The organism is Paraburkholderia sp. WC7.3g, from assembly GCF_050436345.1.
Lineage (GTDB): Bacteria > Pseudomonadota > Gammaproteobacteria > Burkholderiales > Burkholderiaceae > Paraburkholderia > Paraburkholderia podalyriae.
This window is the reverse complement of record NZ_JBNDMA010000001.1, coordinates 1,330,588-1,347,714: the sequence shown is the minus strand read 5'-3', so window position 1 is coordinate 1,347,714 and position 17,127 is coordinate 1,330,588. Positions and strand designations below refer to the sequence as shown.

The window sequence follows — 17,127 nt, the reverse complement described above, 5'->3', positions numbered from 1 at the left end:
CTTAACGCAAGTCATGCAGCCACCTGAACATTCACTATCCGGGCGGGCCGGTTTTCGCTCGCGCCGCGTTGACGGAAAGGGAAGTGCCTTGGGACAGGAAGCAACGCGCAAAGCCGGTACTGTCATAGCCGTGCTTGCCATTCTCGCTGTCATTGCGACGAGCACCTTCCTCGCAATTCGCCAGAGCAGCGACCAGGACAGTTCGCTTCGGACGATCCAGGCTTCCGGGCGGCTGCGCCACGACCTCGACCAGGTCCAGCACGTCATGCTCGATGAGCATGCCACGCTCTACACCTCGATAGCGACGGTGCCGCTCTACCACCGCGCCGCCTACAGCTTTCCGATGCTGGAATTGCTCGCCTTGACGCGCGACGCGCGCGAGAGTTGCAGCGAGAATCAGGAATGCGTAGCGCGGCTGTCGGATCTGGACGACATGATCGGCAGGCTGAGCGAACTGAGCTTTGGTCTTGCGCGCAAGATTGCGGAACATCCCGGAAGCGTGGCAGTGGGCGACCCCAGACTCGAGGAAATCGACGCCTACTTCTATAGCGTCCTGGAGCGGGTCGTCGACGTACGACTTGCGGCCGACGCCAAGGTCGCTTCAGTCGTCAGCAAATCCTCACTGGACGCGAAGTGGTTTACGCGCATGCTGTTGAGCTGCGGCGTCGTTGCGGCCTTGTTGCTGGTTTCGCTGATTCACTGGAATGGGCGCATTGGAGCGCGCCTTCGTCGTTCGCTCAAAAGACTCGAGCATCAAGCCAGATACGATGCGCTGACCGATCTGCCGAACCGGATGCTGCTTGCCGAACATCTTTCAGCGTCGCTAGTGCGCGCGGCAGCGACAGGACAAAACGTTTCCGTCCTTTTCCTCGATCTCGATCGATTCAAGGACGTCAACGATTCGCTCGGACACCGCATTGGCGATTTGCTGCTCAAGGCCGTGGCGCGAAGGCTTCAGCGTCTGCTGCGGGCGACGGATTTCGTCGCGCGCTACGGGGGTGATGAATTCGTCATCGTGGCCGAACGAGCTGACGCGACGCAACTCACCGAAATGCTGGACACGCTCATTCACGAGATGAGCGAGCCGTATAGCATCGGCGAGCATGAGCTCTATCTTGAAGCAAGCATCGGCGTCAGTACTTTTCCACAAGATGGAGCCAAGCCGGATCTGCTGACACGAAATGCGGACGCCGCGTTGTACGGGGCGAAATCGCGTGGGCGAAACGGCTACCAGTTCTACGAACCGGAACTGAGCCGGGCCGCGGCAGAGAAGTTGCGGCTTACGACACGGCTGCGGCGCGCTGCGAAAGCCAATGAGTTGTATCTGGCGTATCAGCCGCAGATCGACATGCAATCCGGTTGCATCGTCGGCGCCGAGGCGCTTTTACGGTGGCACGACGAGGAACTCGGTGAGGTCTCGCCGGCCGTATTCATCCCGCTTGCGGAAGAAACCGGTCTGATCCAGAGCATCGGCACGTGGGTACTGCGGCACGCGTGCCTGCAGGCGAACGCATGGGTACGCTCAGGTCTGCCGCCTGTGCGCATATCGGTCAATGTTTCACCCCTTCAGGTCGAGCGAGCAGACCTTCCAGGCGTAGTGCGCTCGGCACTCGAGGATGCCCACTGGCCCGCCGAACTACTGGAACTCGAAGTTACCGAGGGCACGTTGATGCGCAACGCGGAAGAAGCGCAACGGGCTTTTCGCGAACTGCGCGAGCTCGGCGTGTCCATCGCTATCGACGACTTCGGCACCGGTTATTCGAGCCTGAGCTATCTGAAACGCTTTAGTGTCGACCGCATCAAGATCGATCGCGCGTTCGTTTGCGAGATCGGCAGAGACAAGGAACTCGAAGCTCTGTCGCTTGCCATCATCGCTATTGCTGAAACGCTGAGCTTCGATGTCGTGGCCGAAGGGGTCGAGCTCGACGTCCAGCGCGAATTTCTGGTCCGCCATGGATGCACAGTGGCCCAAGGGTTCCTGTTTAGCCCAGCGGTCTCGCCGGAGGCTTTAGCACAAATGCTCGGCAAGACCGCGGTCGGGGACTTCCTTGAGCGTCGCGCCTTTCCGGGGTCTCGCATTCCGAGGCGCGACATGTATCCGCGCTGACGCACTACTTACGTTTTGTCACCAGCGCAGCGTCAACTCCTGTATTCCCCCCAACGTTAAACCGGCAGCGCTGAAATGATTCAGCCGCGACAAACGAATCCACCGATTCAACCAGGAGTCACATCATGAAGATGCTTTTCGCCGCTGTTGCTTCCGCTCTGCTCGTATCGACCGCATTCGCTCAAACGGCCGCACCGTCGGCCGCACAACCCGCACAAGCCACGCAGATGCCGGCCGCCGGTCAGGCGAATCTGAAGGCGAGCACCGCGGCACAAGCCGGCGTGACGAACGCCAGCGCGACCGCGACGAAAGCGCCTGCCGCAGCCGCTACGCAAAAGCACCTGAAAAAGACTTCCGCCCATACGAAGAAGGCCCACAAGTCCACGGGCAAAAACGCCGTCGAAACGAGCGCCGCGAAGACTAAAACGGAGAGCGCGAAAGAGGCCAGCACTGCCCCGGCGAAAGCCGACGGCGCACAAGCCGACACGACCAAAACGCAATAACACGTGATCGGTTCCGGCGCTCACCGGCCATGCAGGTGTTGTTCAAATAGAAGTTGATCGAAGCCGGACTGTGCCGTTCAGGGAGGGCGAGTCTTATGACTCGCCTTTTTTCCATACGGCAAGTCATTCCCCGTCGTATCTTTCTGCCGACGTAATCAATCGCGCTCGACCAGAGCGTAATCACGCAGCTTGTCCGCATCGACGATTTCGATCTCCGCATCGCGCAGTTTCAGCGCGGCAAGTTCATTCGATGAAAAACGCTCCGTCATGGACGGTATTCGTGCGCGATCGCCGCTGATTGTCGGCTATCCGATGGTTTCAAAATCGGCTGTCCGCGATTATGCTGACTTTGACACAGGAGCGGCACTGATGAGAACGCTGACGCAACAACTGACGCAATACGCGGCCTACCATCGCGACCGGCGCAATATCGCCACCCACTTCGTCGGCATTCCGATGATCGTGCTCGCGCTCGCGGTATTGCTGAGCCGCCCGTCGTTTGGCGCGGGGGTGTTCCCGATCACGTTATCGCCAGCGTGGTTGTTGTTCGTCGCGGCGACCGTCTACTACCTGGCGCTCGACGTGCCGCTCGGCGTGACGATGGCCTGCGTGTCGGCGCTATGTGTCGGGTTCGGCGAGTGGATCGCGGCACAGGCGACGCTCGTGTGGCTCGCGACCGGCATTGGGCTGTTCGTGGTCGGCTGGGTGTTCCAGTTCGTCGGTCACGTCGCGTACGAACATCGCAAGCCGGCATTCGTCGACGACGTGATCGGCCTGTTGATCGGTCCGCTATTCGTGCTCGCCGAAGCGCTGTTCAAGGTCGGCTGGCGCCCCGAGTTGCGCGATGCAATAGACGCGCAAGTGGGTCCGACGCGCATCAATCCGCAGCGGACCGAAGCGCATCGCTGAGCGGTCGCCGCAGGTTAGTTCGACGCGAGCCGAACGAAGCGCACGCTATGCAGCGCGGTCAGCGCGACGGCGATCCAGATCGGCACATAGGTCGCGAGTTGCGCGGCGCTCAGCGTTTCGCGCAACAGCGTGATCGACACGAATACGAGCAACACCGGCTCGACGTAGCCGAGAATGCCGAACAACGCGACCGGCAACAGACGGCTCGCCTTCAGATACGACGCGAGCGCGAGCGTGCTCAACGCGCCGAGGCCCGGCAACAGCAGACACCACATTTCCGCACGTCCCGCGATCGCTTGCAGCGAAGCGCCGCTGACGATGGACACGATCGCCACCGGCAACATCAACGCCATTTCGACCGTGAACACCGCGAGCGAATCCTGATTGATCCGACGGCGCAGCATCAGATAAGGCGGATAGCCGAGCGCAACGACGAGCGTCGGCCACGAGAACGCGCCCGTCACCCACAGCTCGTGAGCCACGCCAAGCGCCGCGCACGCGACCGCGAGCCACTGCAAGGCGTCGAGCCGCTCGTGATAGTGGAAGCGCCCGACCAGCACCATCACGAGCGGCAGCAGGAAATAGCCGAGCGACACTTCCAGCATGCGCCCATGCAGCGGTGCCCACAGAAACAGCCACAGCTGCGTGCCGAGCAAGCCCGCGGCCACGACCATCGCGGCGCAGAGCTTCGGCTGCGTCATCATGCGGACAACGAGCGCGCGCAGAATCGGTAGACGCTTGCGCACCGCGACGAGCAGCAGCGCGCCGGGCACGGTCCACACGATGCGCCACGCAAAGATGTCGAGCCCCGACAGCGGTTTGAGCAGCGTCGCGTAAGCGGACAGTAATGCGAACATCGCCGACGCACTGACCGACAGCGCAAGCCCGCGCCTGAAGTCGTGGTGGTTCATTGCGCGGTCCGGGATCGGTGCGACGCGTGGGCTTGCGGCGCGCGACGCAGGCGCGCGGCGTTCGTTGTCGTCATGAAGGTGTGTCTCGTGAGCAGGCGGACACGCGGGCAAGGCGGCGCACGCTGCGGTGTTGTTCTGAAGCGGTGGCGCGAATCGCAGGAAAACGGGCATTCTAGACGGGTTATTTGCCAATGGGCCTGCGGTTCTTCGTCAATCGACTGCAATTAGTCGTGCGCATCGCGCGTCGATGCACTAGAACATAACTTCATGCGCCGCGGCCGGCGAATCGCCATTTCCGGTTCGTCATCACCTCGCGCGAATCTTGCTGCGTAGTTTCGCTCGCTGTGGCGGCATCACTCGCGACAATGACAGCCACGGCGGCACGAAACGAGCAATAGCCACGAGCCGGGTCGGCGAATGCAGCTCCGAGCGTAGTCTTGTGGGCCGCCACGAATCGACGCCCGCGCATCTCGCCCACGGCATGCCTGAACCGCGTTTTATCGCGCATGCCACCGCCCGGCAGCAATCCCGCTCATCGAATGTGACTACTGGAGCCCGCATGACCCAGCCAGCCCTATCGCTTAGCAACTCGCCTTCCGAACTGCGTCGCGCCTTCGCCGCCGACGTGTACGCCGGCCTCACCCACACGCCGCAGCGAGAGCTGCCGTCGAAGTATCTGTACGACGAAGTCGGCTCCGCACTTTTTGAAGTGATTACCGTATTGCCCGAATACGGCGTTACGCGCGCCGAGGAACGGCTGCTCACGAACCACGCGGCCGATATCGTCGAGCATTTGCCGCACGACGTGACGGTCGCCGAACTCGGCAGCGGCAGCGGCCGCAAAACGCGGCGCATTCTCGAGGCACTGTGTAAAAAACGCCCTACTTCCTACTGCCCGATTGAAATTTCGCGCAGTGCGTTGCAGTTGTGCCGGCGCGAGCTCGGCGACATCGAACGGATTTCGATCGTCGGTTATGAGCGCGACTATCTGGCCGGCCTCGCCGAAGTCAGCCGGCAGCGCGCGCCCGGCGACCGGTTGCTCGTGCTGTTTCTCGGCAGCACGATCGGCAATTTCGGCAGGCTTGCGGCGACGCGTTTTCTGCGCGAGATACGCAACATGCTCGCGCCCGGCGACGCGTTGCTGCTCGGCACCGATCTGATCAAACCGACGCCGGTGCTGGTCGCCGCGTACGACGACGCGATCGGCGTGACCGCGTCGTTCAATCTGAACCTGCTCGCGCGCATCAACCGCGAACTCGACGGCGACTTTCCGCTCGATGAGTTCGAGCACGTGGCGCGCTTCAATCCGGACGCGCGCAGCATCGAGATGCATCTGCGCGCGAAGCGCGATCTCACGGTGCATGTGCGCGCCGCGCAGCTGACGGTGTCGCTGAAGGAAGGCGAGACGATCTGGACCGAAAGCAGCCACAAGTATCGCGCGGACGAATTGCCCGCGATCGCCGATGGCGCCGGCTTCGTATGCAGCCATCAATGGATCGAGGATCAGTGGGGATTTGCGGAGAGTTTGCTGGTGGTGCGCTAAGCGCTGACAACACGGCAGACAGCGGCAGACAGCAGCAGATACGCAGCAAACGAAAAAGCGGCGCGCCCTCCTCTGGACGGCGCGCCGCTTTTTTTCTCGTGCAGCTTTCGCTCAATGCTGCTCGAAGCGCTCGTAACGCTTGTCCGTCGCGCGCTCTTCGCCGCTCACCTCGGTCACGCGCGCCGCCGGCGGTCCGTGACGCAACCAAGACAGCATCCGGTCGATCTGGTTGGCCGGTCCCTGCAACATCGCCTCGACCGAACCGTCGTCGAGATTCGCGACCCATCCCTTGATGCCGAGCGCGTGCGCCTGGCGCACCGTCGCCTGGCGAAAGCCGACGCCCTGCACGGTGCCGCGCACCAGCGCGTAATACGTTTCGATCCGCTGATCCAGATCCGGGGCCATGCCGCTACCTCCTTTTAATGCCTGACAGTCTTTCAAGCGGGCATTCTAGTCGTGTCGCGGCGAGCATGTCGACAACGCCATCTCTTGCGCGCGCCACGTACAATCCGTCGACCGTCACGCAGGAAATGGAAACAGAATGACCGAACACAATCGCGATCTCGTGCTCGTGACCGGCGCGTCCGGCTTCGTCGGCTCGTCGGTGGCGCGCATCGCGCAGAGCAAAGGCTTTCGAGTGCGCGTGCTGGTGCGCGCTACCAGTCCGCGCAAGAACCTCGAATCGCTCGATGCGGAAATCGTCGTCGGCGACATGCGCGACGAAGCGTCGATGCGCAACGCGCTGCGCGGCGTGCGCTATTTGCTGCACGTGGCCGCCGATTATCGGCTGTGGGCGCCCGACCCTGGCGAGATCGAGCGCGCGAATCTCGAAGGCACCGAGGCGACGATGCGCGCGGCGTTGAAGGAAGGCGTCGAGCGCATCGTGTACACGAGCAGCGTCGCAACGCTGAAGGTAACGAGCTCCGGCCAGTCCGCCGACGAAACCTCGCCGCTTCGCGCCGACCAGGCGATCGGCGTCTACAAGCGCAGCAAGGTGCTCGCCGAGCGCGCGGTCGAGCGCATGATCGCCGAGGACGGTCTGCCCGCGGTGATCGTCAATCCATCGACCCCGATCGGCCCGCGCGACGTTAAGCCGACGCCGACCGGGCGCATCATCGTCGAGGCGGCGCTCGGCAAGATTCCCGCATTCGTCGATACCGGGCTGAACCTAGTGCATGTCGACGACGTCGCCACCGGCCATTTCCTCGCGCTCGAACGCGGCAAGATCGGCGAACGCTATATTCTCGGCGGCGAGAATCTGCCGCTGCAGCAGATGCTCGCCGATATCGCCGCGCTGACCGGCCGCAAGGCGCCGACGCTGAGTCTGCCGCGCTGGCCTCTGTATCCGCTCGCGATGGGCGCGGAAGCGGTCGCCAAATTCACGAGACGCGAACCGTTCGTCACCGTCGACGGGCTGAAGATGTCGAAGAACAAAATGTATTTCACGTCGGCGAAGGCGGAACGCGAACTGGGGTATCGCGCGCGGCCTTATCGCGAGGGTCTCGCCGATGCGCTCGAATGGTTCCGGCAGGCGGGGTTTCTGAAGCGCTGAGCGGCGGGCATGAGCATTTTGTTACAAGTCCCGCGCCGGCGACGGGTCCAACCTCGTGCGCAGCAGGTAAAATCGCGGGTCCTACCTGAGAAACCTCGCATGAATCTTCACGAACAGCTCGGCGCGCTGGAAATGGGCGTCGATCAGCTCATTCAGGCTGTCGTGGCCACGCAGGCCGAGAACACTCCCGAGACAAGCGCTGACGCGGCGGCATTGCCCGCGGCGGCGGAGCATGCCGAGCACGACGCGGCGGCGGAACAGCCCGCGATCACCGAAGCGATCACCGGGGCGAACCCCGAAACGAACGCCGAGCCCGCCGCCCAGCAACTCCAGCCGACGCTCGAAATCAACCGGCCCGCGCGCGACGAAATCACGATGACAATCGGCAACCAGACCGTCGCGCTGCGCCCGGATCAGATCAGCCGGCTGATCGAGGAGCTGTCGAACGCGCGTGCGTCGATGACGCCGGAGCAGCCACAGGAGATCCCGCCGGGTTGGCAATTCGTCTCGACGAAGAATCCGATGATGGCCGTGCAGAAGCAGTCGAACGGTGACCGCCTGCTCGTGATGCGCCACACCGGCCACGGCTGGGTGCCGTTCACGTTCTCGCCGGACATCGTGATCCAGATGTACATGATGCTGACCAACGCGTGAAGAAAGAAGCATGATGTAAAAAAGCGGCCAGGAGCCGCTTTTTTTACGCCTGCCTCCGACAATGGCATCGGCCATCGCCAGACTTCAGCGCTCCTGCACGGGCGCCTGCACGCGCGCCTTCCACTGCCCACCCTTGCCACGCCAGTAACGCACCGCCGATGCGAAGGTCGCGCCAACATAGAACAACGCCACGAGCGGCAGAAACGGCGCCCACAGCGGCGAGCGCCGGTAGTAGACGAGCATCGGCGCATACGCGCAGCACATCGCCGCCCACGCAATCCAGGCCGGCCAGCCGAGCGGCCCGAGGATCAACGCCGCGATCGGCGGCAACAGATAGATGATCGCCATGCCGAGAAGCGTGCCGGCGAGCAGCAGCGGCGAGTAGCGCAGCTGCGTGAACGCGGTGCGCGCGATCATGTTCCAGATGTCGCGCCAACTATCGTAAGGACGCAGCGACACGCTCTTCGCCGCCACGTCGAGCCGGATCGGATGGCGCCCGGTGCCGCGATGCTTGATGCGCGCGGCGAGACTGCAATCGTCGATCAGCTCGGCGCGGATCGAATCGATGCCGCCCGCTTCCTCGAGCGCCGCGCGACGCACCAGCATGCAGCCGCCCGCCGCGGCCGCGGTGCGGTTGCGCGGATTGTTGACCCACGCGAACGGATACAGCTTCGCGAAGAAGAACACGAAGGCTGGAATCAGCGCCTTTTCCCAGAACGAATCGCAGCGCAGCCTGACCATCAGCGAGACGAGGTCGCGCTTTTCGACGTCCGCGCGAGCGACGAGCTGTGTCAACGCCTCCGCAGGATGGCCAATGTCGGCATCGGTCAGCAGCAGGAATTCGGCGCGCAGATCGAGCGCGCGCACCGCCTCGATGCCCTGCGATTGCGCCCACACCTTGCCGGACCAGCCAGGCGGCAACGGCTTCGCACTCAGCACGGTGAGGCGCTCCGGGCATTGCAGCTTTAACGCGGCGGCCCGCGCGGCGTCGGCGGTGCCGTCGGTGCTGTGATCATCGACGACGATCACGTGGAACGCGCCCGCATAGTCCTGCTTCAGCAGCGACGTGACCGCCTCGGCGATCACGTCGACTTCATTGCGTGCCGGCACGACGGCCGCGACGGCCGGCCATGCGTCGCGCGCAGCGATATTGAGCGGCGCTGCGGGACTCGCGCGCCAGAAGCCGCCGCGCGCGAACAGCAGCACGCACCAGATCAGCAGGGAAATACACGAAAGAACGAACAGGACCACCGCCATTAAGCATTACCCTCGATTGTGCGCGCCGCCATGCCGACGCGTCTCGATAGTTCCATGGACAGGTGCGCGCCGCCACCGCGCATCAGTCGAACAGGGCGAGCACCGCACGCTCGCGCAATACATCGGAACCCGCGCGCTCGCACGACCTGGTAGATAATATCGACGGGCGCGCGCAGCACCTTCGGCAGCACCCCGTCGCGATCGGAAGGTTTTCGTGTTGATCGGCGTCCATCGCGCGAGCCTCGAAACCATTCTGTAATACAGCGCGCCGTGCGCGCAGCAAGGAACGGTAGTTTAAGGGTTCCGCCGTGGCGGTGCAGTGTGGGGCGTGGCCGGGCGCGTTGCGAGGCATTTTCGCGCTGGATCCTTACATCGTTGTAACGCTCGCAGCCGCGGTCCTCTGCAAGGCCCAGCGGCTGCAGCAAGCGCCCAACACACGGGCCGCGCCAAAAAAGCAAAGCGGCCCCGATAGCGTTAGAATGCGCGTTTGGTTTTGCTGTACCGGCCCGTCGCCGGGCTCAAGACGTCAACTAATCAAGATGAGCGCGGCGATAAAGTCAGTGTCACGACTTCTTCGAAACCCGCGTTAGTTGGAGTTCGCCAATTTATGCGAGTCATCCTTGCTCAGCCCCGCGGCTTTTGTGCGGGCGTTGTCCGCGCAATCGAAATCGTCGATCGTGCGTTACGGCAACACGGCGCGCCCGTGTATGTCCGCCACGAGATTGTCCACAATCGTCACGTGGTCGACAATCTACGCCAGAAGGGCGCACGTTTCGTCGAGGAACTCGATGAAGTGCCGCAAGGTGCCGTCGCGATATTCAGCGCGCATGGCGTGGCGAAAACCGTCGAACGTGATGCCGAAGCGCGCGGCCTCGACGTGCTCGACGCGACCTGCCCGCTCGTGACCAAGGTGCACGTGCAGGGTCGTCAGTACGTGGCCGCCGGCCGCACGCTGATCCTGATCGGCCACGCCGGCCATCCCGAAGTTGAAGGCACGATCGGCCAGATTCCCGGCAAGGTGCTGCTCGTGCAGAGCGAGGCAGAAGTCGCGAAGCTCGAGTTGCGGGAAGATACGCCGCTCGCCTACGTGACGCAAACCACGCTGTCGGTGGACGACACGCGCGGCATCATCGACGCGCTGATGCGCCGCTTCACCGACATCGTCGGTCCCGACACGCGCGACATCTGCTATGCGACGCAGAACCGCCAGGCGGCAGTGCGCGCGTTGAGCAAAGAGGTCGACGTGCTGCTGGTGGTCGGCGCGACCAACAGCTCGAACTCGAACCGGCTGCGCGAAATCGGCAGCGAAAGTGGCGTGGCGAGCTACCTCGTCGCCGACGGCTCCGAAGTGAAGGCGGAATGGTTCGCCAGCGTGCGGACGGTCGGCATCACGGCCGGCGCGTCGGCACCCGAAGAAATGGTCGAAAACGTGATCGATGCGCTGCGCGCATTGGGGCCCGTCGATGTCACGACGATGGCGGGCCATGAAGAAAAAGTCGAATTCAAGTTGCCATCGAAACTGATGCAACCACTCGCTGCACGCGAAGTTTAAGGAGGACGCCTTGTCTATTCCGCTGCTACAGAAGGTCCGCGTCGGCGCATACATCATGCGCCAGCATCTCTCCGGCAACAAACGCTATCCGCTCGCCCTGATGCTGGAGCCGCTGTTTCGCTGCAATCTCGCCTGCAATGGCTGCGGCAAGATCGACTATCCGGATCCAATCCTGAACCAGCGTCTGTCGCTGGAAGAATGCCTGCAGGCCGTCGACGAATGCGGCGCGCCGGTCGTGTCGATCGCGGGTGGCGAGCCGCTGCTGCACAAGGAAATGCCGCAAATCGTCAAGGGCATCATGGCGCGCAAGAAGTTCGTGTACCTGTGCACGAACGCGCTGTTGATGGAAAAGAAGATGGACGACTACGAGCCGAATCCGTACTTCGTGTGGTCGGTTCACCTCGACGGCGACAAGGAAGTGCACGATCACTCGGTGTCGCAGGAAGGCGTGTATGAGAAGGCCGTCGCCGCGATCCGCGAAGCGAAGCGCCGCGGCTTCCGCGTGAACATCAACTGCACGCTGTTCAACGACGCGCAGCCGGAACGCGTGGCGAAGTTCTTCGACACGCTGGGCCCGATGGGCGTCGACGGCATCACGGTGTCGCCCGGTTATGCGTATGAGCGCGCGCCGGATCAGCAGCACTTCCTGAACCGCGACAAGACCAAGCAACTGTTCCGCGAGATCTTCAAGCGCGGCAACAACGGCAAGAACTGGTCGTTCAGCCAGTCGGCCATGTTCCTCGACTTCCTCGCGGGCAACCAGACCTACGAATGCACGCCGTGGGGCAACCCGGCGCGTACCGTATTCGGCTGGCAAAAGCCGTGCTATCTGGTCGGCGAAGGCTACGTGAAGACCTTCAAGGAACTGATGGAAACCACGGACTGGGACAAGTACGGCACCGGCAACTACGAAAAGTGCGCGGACTGCATGGTCCACTGCGGATTCGAAGCGACGGCCGTGATGGACACGGTCGCGCACCCGCTGAAGGCATTGAAGGTCAGCATGCGCGGTCCGAAGACGACGGGCGCGTTCGCGCAGGACATCCCGCTCGACAAGCAGCGTCCCGCCGAATACATGTTCTCGCGTCACGTCGAGATCAAGCTCGAAGAAATCACGCGCGCCGGCAAGGGCAAGAAGGTGGAGACCGCGACGGCGGCGCACTGAAGCGCTCGACAGGATGGCGGCCGCGCGCCGCCCCTGTATCGCGCCTGATTGTTAGCGCAAGCAGCATGAAAAAAAGCGCGGTGGCCAGTCGAGGCCACCGCGCTTTTCTTTATCGATCAAAACTTCTGTCGCCCCGCTTACGCACCGCGCGCATTGTGCGCGGTCAGGAATTTGATCAGCCCGTCGATACCGCCTTTGGCGATCTGGTCGGCGAACTGCGTCTGGTACACCTGGATCAGCCAGGCGCCCATCATGTTGATGTCGTAGATCTTCCAGCCCGACGCCCCCTTGGTGAGCCGGTAGTCGATCGCATCGTCGCCGCCGTTGCTGATCACGTGCGATTGCACGACGACGTCGGAGGCGCCGCCGGGCACGCTTACCGGCGCAAACTGGAACTTCACGTCCTGGTCGCGCAGTTGCGATAGCGATGCGGCATAGGTGCGCGTGAGCAGCAGCGTAAACTGCTCGTACAGCTCCTTCTGCTGCTCCGGCGTCGCGGTCGACCACGGCTTGCCGACCGCGATACGCGTGGTGCGCTGGAAGTCGGTGGCGGGCAGGAAGTGCGTCTGGACGACCTGGGTGATCTTCGCCATGTCGCCGCCGCGCGCCTGCGGGTCAGCCTTCATTGCAGTCACCGTGCCCTGGACCGCACTTTTTACCACGGCGTCGGGTGCGCTCTGCGCGAACGCCGCCGTAGATACCACGGCCGCAGCCACAAAAGCAGTCAGATATCGTTTCATACGCTTGTCATGACTCGAAAGAAGTAGCGCCGGCGGGCAACAGCCCCGCGGCTAAAGAGGGGTAGACCAGTATAGCGGGGATTGCGTTCCCATCCCGGCCAAGCCGCCGGGAGCCGTACTTGCTACCGAAGTCGGGCTTGCTTGCCCGGGCTCTGTATACTTATGCACCTTCGTCAAAAACAACATCCGTGATAAGGCCACGTCCGCCTACATGCTGAAGTCATCTATCGTCCGTCTCGTCGCGTACTCGGTGCGCCATCCGCTGAGGATCATCGCGCTGTCGATCGTGCTCGCAGTCCTGAGCGGCATATACGTCGCGCATAACTTCAAGATCAACACGGACATCAGCCGTCTCGTCGAGACCAACAAGCAATGGTCGGCTGTCCAGAACGCACTCGACGCAGCCTTCCCTGATCGCGGCGACAGCGTGCTGGTGGTCATCGAGGCGCGCGCGCCCGAGTTCGCCGACGCCGCCGCCAACGCGCTGACCGCCGCGCTCAGAGCCGATCCGACGGAGTTCACGTCAGTCTCGCAGCCCGCCGGCGGCTCGTTCTTCGAACACAACGGCCTGCTGTTTCTGTCCACCGACGAGGTGATGTCCACCACTTCGCAACTCGTGCAGTCGCGCCCGCTCGTCAACACGCTTGCGCATGATCCGAGCCTGACCGGTCTCGCCGGCACGCTGACCACGACTCTGCTGCTGCCGCTGCAACTCGGCCAGGTCAAACTCGCCGACATGAGCCGGCTGCTTTCACAAAGCGCGAACACGCTCGATCGCGTGCTGGCCGGCCAGCCCGCTGCGTTCTCGTGGCGCGCGCTCGTCGATAAAGGCGCCACCACCGATCCGGCGCGCTCGTTCATCGTCGTGCGGCCGGTCGTCAACTACGATGCGCTGGAGCCGGGCGCGAGCGCATCGAGGGCGATTCGCGCAACCGCGGTTTCGCTGCATCTCGAATCGCGCTACGGCGCGACGGTTCGCCTGACCGGCGAGCAGCCGCTCGCCGACGAGGAGTTCGCGTCCGTCCAGGACGGCGCAGTGCTGAATGTCATCGGCAGCTTCATCGTCGTGCTGATCATTCTGTGGCTCGCGCTGCGCTCGGGCCGCATGATCGCGGCGGTGTTCATCACGCTGTTCGTCGGCCTCGCGATCACGGCCGCACTCGGCCTGTTGATGGTCGGCGCGCTCAACATGATTTCGGTCGCGTTCATGGTGCTGTTCGTCGGGCTCGGCGTCGATTTCGGCGTGCAGTTCGGTGTCAAGTATCGCGAGGAGCGCAACCGCGACGACCGGCTGTCGGCCGCGCTGATGCACACCGCGCATAGCATCGGCGTGCCGCTCACTCTGGCGGCCGTCGCGGTCGCGCTGAGCTTCTTCTCGTTCCTGCCGACCGCGTATCGCGGCGTGTCGGAGCTGGGTCAGATCGCGGGCGTCGGCATGTTCGTCGCATACTTCACCAACATGACGCTGCTGCCGGCGCTGCTGAAGCTTTTCAATCCGCCGGGCGAAGTCGCCTCGCCCGGTTTCAAGCAGCTCGAGCCCGTCGACGATTTCCTCGACCGTCATCGCAAGCCGGTGCTGATCGGCACGCTGCTGGTCGTGCTCGGCGCGACGCCGCTGCTCACGCACCTGCGTTTCGACTTCAACCCGCTGCATCTGAAGGACCCGCATACGGAATCGCTGGCGACGTTGCTGTCGCTGAAGGATTCGCCCGAAGCCGCGGTCAACAACGTGCAGGCGCTGGCGCCATCGCTTGCCGACGCCGACGCTATCGCGGAGCGACTGCGCAAGCTGCCGGAAGTGGGCCGCGTCAACACGCTGAGCACCTTCGTGCCGGCCGACCAGCAGCAGAAGATGATGCTGATCGCGAGCGCCGCGCAGCAACTGCTGCCGGCGCTGCAACAACAGCCCGCGCCGCAGGCCACCGACAACGTACGCGTCGCCGCATTGAAGCGCGCGGCGAATCAGTTGTCGCTCGCCGCCGAGGACCATCCGGGACCGGGCGCGGCGGAGGCGCAGCACCTGTCCGCGACCTTGCAGAAGCTCGCCGCCGCCGACGCCGCCACGCGCGAGCGCGCCGAAGTTGCAATGTCCGACACGCTGCGCATCGCGTTGAAGCAACTGGAGAACCTTCTGCAGCCGACCGAAATCACCCGGCAGAACGTGCCCCCGGGCATCACCGCGATGTGGATTGGCAAGGGCGGTCGCGCGCTCGTCGATATCGCGCCGAAGGTGCCGCCCGGCGTCGATCCGAACGACGACCGGATGCTCGCCCGTTTCGCGCACGCAGTTAAGAAGGCGGAACCGGGCGCGATCGGCGGACCGATCTCGATCCTGCATTCGGCCGACACGATCATCAAGGCGTTCCTGCAAGCAGCCGTCTACGCGCTGCTGTCGATCGCCGTGCTGCTATGGATCGCGTTGCGCCGTGTCGGTGACGTGCTGCGCACGCTGGTGCCGCTGCTGGTCTCCGCGCTCGTCACGCTTGAGTTGTGCGTGGTGTTCGGCATGCCGCTGAACTTCGCGAACATCATCGCGTTGCCGTTGATGCTCGGGGTCGGCGTCGCGTTCAAGATCTACTTCGTGATGGCGTGGCGCCACGGCCAGACCGGTCTGTTGCAGTCGAGCCTCACGCATGCGGTGCTGTTCAGCGCTGCCACAACGGCCACCGCGTTTGGTAGCCTGTGGCTGTCGCATCATCCGGGCACGTCCAGCATGGGCAAGCTGCTCGCGCTTTCGTTGTTCTGCACGCTGATCGGCGCGGTGGTTTTCCAGCCGGTGCTGATGGGCAAGCCGCGTCAACGTCGCGCGAAGCAAAAGGGAATATAAGCATGAAGCTGCGTAACACCGCGCTGGCGATCACCGCCGCGGGTCTCATTTCCGGCTGCGCGACCGCCCCCGACCGCAAGCCGGGCGATCCATTCGAGCCGGTGAACCGGGCGATCTTCACTTTCAACGACGGCGTCGATCGCTATATCGCCGTGCCGGTCGCGAAGGGCTACCAGAAGGTGACGCCGCAGCCGCTGCGCACGGCCGTCAGCAATTTCTTCTCGAACCTCGGCGACCTCACCAACGCCGCCAACGCGCTGCTGCAACTGAAGATCACCGATGCGACCGAAGACATCATGCGCTTCGCGTTCAACTCGGTGTTTGGTCTTGGCGGCCTGCTCGACTGGGCGACACCTGCCGGTCTGCCCAAGCATCATCAGGACTTCGGTCTGACGCTCGGGCATTGGGGCATTCCGTCGGGTCCGTATCTGGTGCTGCCGCTGTTCGGGCCGAGCACGGTGCGCGACAGCATGGGGCTCGTCGTCGATGTGAAGTTCAATCCGCTGAACTATATCGAGCCCGCGACCCGCAATCCGCTGTACGTGCTGCAGTTCGTGAGCACGCGTTCGGATCTGCTCGGCGCGACCAGCCTTCTGGAGCAGGCCGCGCTCGACAAATACTCGTTCGTCCGTGATGCCTACACGCAGCAGCGTCTCGCGCGTCTGCGCGGCACGAGCAATATCCCTGCGCCACTGCCGAATTACGACGATCACGGCGATACGGGCCCGGCTGCCGCGCCCGCGGCCGGCGCGCCCGCGGGCGGCCTGCCGAACTACTCTGATCCGGGCGACGTCGGCCCGAATGGGGCCTCGGGAGCGGGCGGCGCGACCAAGGGCGCGCCGGCCGCGCTGCCGAATTACAACGATCCGGGTGAGTCCGGCGGGAAGGCCGTGCCAGCCGAGCCGGCATCGGCCCCGCAATAGCGATTGCGGTGGCCGGGGAACCGGCCGCCGCGCCGGCAATGCCATAGCGCTTCAATCAGGCGCTCGGAAGTACAGCCGAACTGTCGCCCGACAAAACCGCCGAGCTAAACGCATTCACTAATCCATCGGGTCGTACTGGTGGAATCCCTGATAACCGGTTGTGTCTTCTACCTTGGTTATCCGCCAGTTTCCGTTCTCCTTGCAACGAACACGACGAGATTCTGTTTTTCCGTCGACCCGAACGTCACTGGTATTACCGCCGTTCCGCCAAGCGCGATCGCCGGATGCAAAGTCATCGTTTTGAGCCATGCTTGCGGATCGAGGTCTTGCACTCGCGTGAAGTAGTCGGCACCGCCCGGCAAGCGTTTATGGCGATAGTCGAAACGCCTTCACAGCGGCATCTGGTGTATCCGGAGTCGCTGCGGTGGTGACACCCGGCACGAGTGCCAACGCAAGAGCCAGTGACGCAAGAGCCAGTGACGCA

Annotated in this window: 14 protein-coding genes; 10 read left to right on the top strand and 4 right to left on the bottom strand. The window is 63.5% G+C overall.

Annotated elements, in window-relative coordinates:
* Positions 1–13: 13 nt before the first annotated feature.
* The 3 genes from OKW43_RS06245 (at position 14) to OKW43_RS06235 (ending at position 3,519) form a co-directional block, all read left to right on the top strand.
* A complete protein-coding gene (locus OKW43_RS06245) occupies positions 14–2,107 on the top strand; it encodes a putative bifunctional diguanylate cyclase/phosphodiesterase (protein WP_429445899.1) in 2,094 nt (697 codons plus the stop codon).
* Between the two features lie 125 nt (positions 2,108–2,232).
* On the top strand, positions 2,233–2,610 hold the full coding sequence (locus tag OKW43_RS06240; protein ID WP_429445897.1) for a hypothetical protein: 378 nt from the start codon (positions 2,233–2,235) through the stop codon (positions 2,608–2,610).
* A 369-nt stretch (positions 2,611–2,979) separates the two neighbouring features.
* Positions 2,980–3,519 (top strand): DUF962 domain-containing protein, encoded by a 540-nt coding sequence (locus OKW43_RS06235; RefSeq protein WP_429445895.1) that lies wholly within the window; start codon positions 2,980–2,982, stop codon positions 3,517–3,519.
* Positions 3,520–3,533: 14 nt separating this feature from the next.
* Here the strand turns inward: OKW43_RS06235 and rarD are convergent, their stop codons facing one another.
* The gene (gene rarD / locus OKW43_RS06230) at positions 3,534–4,430 is read right to left on the bottom strand and encodes an EamA family transporter RarD (RefSeq protein ID WP_187635389.1); all 897 of its coding nucleotides are present in this window, start codon (positions 4,428–4,430) and stop codon (positions 3,534–3,536) included.
* A gap of 559 nt (positions 4,431–4,989) precedes the next feature.
* On the opposite strand from rarD, the gene egtD reads away from it, so the two are divergent.
* Positions 4,990–5,973, top strand: coding sequence for an L-histidine N(alpha)-methyltransferase (gene egtD / locus OKW43_RS06225; protein WP_429445893.1), 984 nt, complete (start codon positions 4,990–4,992; stop codon positions 5,971–5,973).
* Between the two features lie 111 nt (positions 5,974–6,084).
* Here egtD and OKW43_RS06220 read toward each other — a convergent pair whose 3' ends face one another.
* On the bottom strand, positions 6,085–6,378 hold the full coding sequence (locus OKW43_RS06220) for an acylphosphatase (RefSeq protein WP_187635391.1): 294 nt from the start codon (positions 6,376–6,378) through the stop codon (positions 6,085–6,087).
* 136 nt (positions 6,379–6,514) lie between these two features.
* Here OKW43_RS06220 and hpnA point away from each other — a divergent pair, with 136 nt between their 5' ends.
* Both hpnA and OKW43_RS06210 read left to right on the top strand, forming a co-directional pair.
* Entirely contained in the window at positions 6,515–7,525 is a 1,011-nt protein-coding gene (gene hpnA / locus OKW43_RS06215; protein WP_429445891.1) for a hopanoid-associated sugar epimerase, read from the top strand.
* Between the two features lie 99 nt (positions 7,526–7,624).
* Positions 7,625–8,179, top strand: coding sequence for a hypothetical protein (locus OKW43_RS06210; protein WP_429445889.1), 555 nt, complete (start codon positions 7,625–7,627; stop codon positions 8,177–8,179).
* Positions 8,180–8,263: 84 nt separating this feature from the next.
* On the opposite strand, the gene OKW43_RS06205 is transcribed toward OKW43_RS06210, so the two are convergent.
* Positions 8,264–9,436: a glycosyltransferase gene (locus OKW43_RS06205; RefSeq protein WP_429445887.1), complete on the bottom strand. Its 1,173-nt coding sequence runs from the start codon at positions 9,434–9,436 to the stop codon at positions 8,264–8,266.
* A gap of 607 nt (positions 9,437–10,043) precedes the next feature.
* Here OKW43_RS06205 and ispH point away from each other — a divergent pair.
* Together ispH and hpnH are read left to right on the top strand one after the other, a co-directional pair.
* Positions 10,044–10,988, top strand: coding sequence for a 4-hydroxy-3-methylbut-2-enyl diphosphate reductase (gene ispH / locus OKW43_RS06200; protein WP_429445885.1), 945 nt, complete (start codon positions 10,044–10,046; stop codon positions 10,986–10,988).
* 10 nt (positions 10,989–10,998) lie between these two features.
* On the top strand, positions 10,999–12,153 hold the full coding sequence (gene hpnH / locus OKW43_RS06195) for an adenosyl-hopene transferase HpnH (RefSeq protein ID WP_429445882.1): 1,155 nt from the start codon (positions 10,999–11,001) through the stop codon (positions 12,151–12,153).
* Positions 12,154–12,290: 137 nt separating this feature from the next.
* On the opposite strand, the gene OKW43_RS06190 is transcribed toward hpnH, so the two are convergent.
* Complete coding sequence (locus tag OKW43_RS06190) at positions 12,291–12,893, bottom strand: MlaC/ttg2D family ABC transporter substrate-binding protein (RefSeq protein ID WP_187635397.1); 603 nt, start codon at positions 12,891–12,893, stop codon at positions 12,291–12,293.
* Positions 12,894–13,104: 211 nt separating this feature from the next.
* Here OKW43_RS06190 and OKW43_RS06185 point away from each other — a divergent pair, with 211 nt between their 5' ends.
* Together OKW43_RS06185 and OKW43_RS06180 are read left to right on the top strand one after the other, a co-directional pair.
* Positions 13,105–15,720, top strand: a complete 2,616-nt coding sequence (locus OKW43_RS06185; RefSeq protein ID WP_429445880.1) for an MMPL family transporter — start codon at positions 13,105–13,107, stop codon at positions 15,718–15,720.
* A gap of 2 nt (positions 15,721–15,722) precedes the next feature.
* Positions 15,723–16,643, top strand: coding sequence for an MlaA family lipoprotein (locus OKW43_RS06180; protein ID WP_429445878.1), 921 nt, complete (start codon positions 15,723–15,725; stop codon positions 16,641–16,643).
* Positions 16,644–17,127 lie beyond the last annotated feature (484 nt).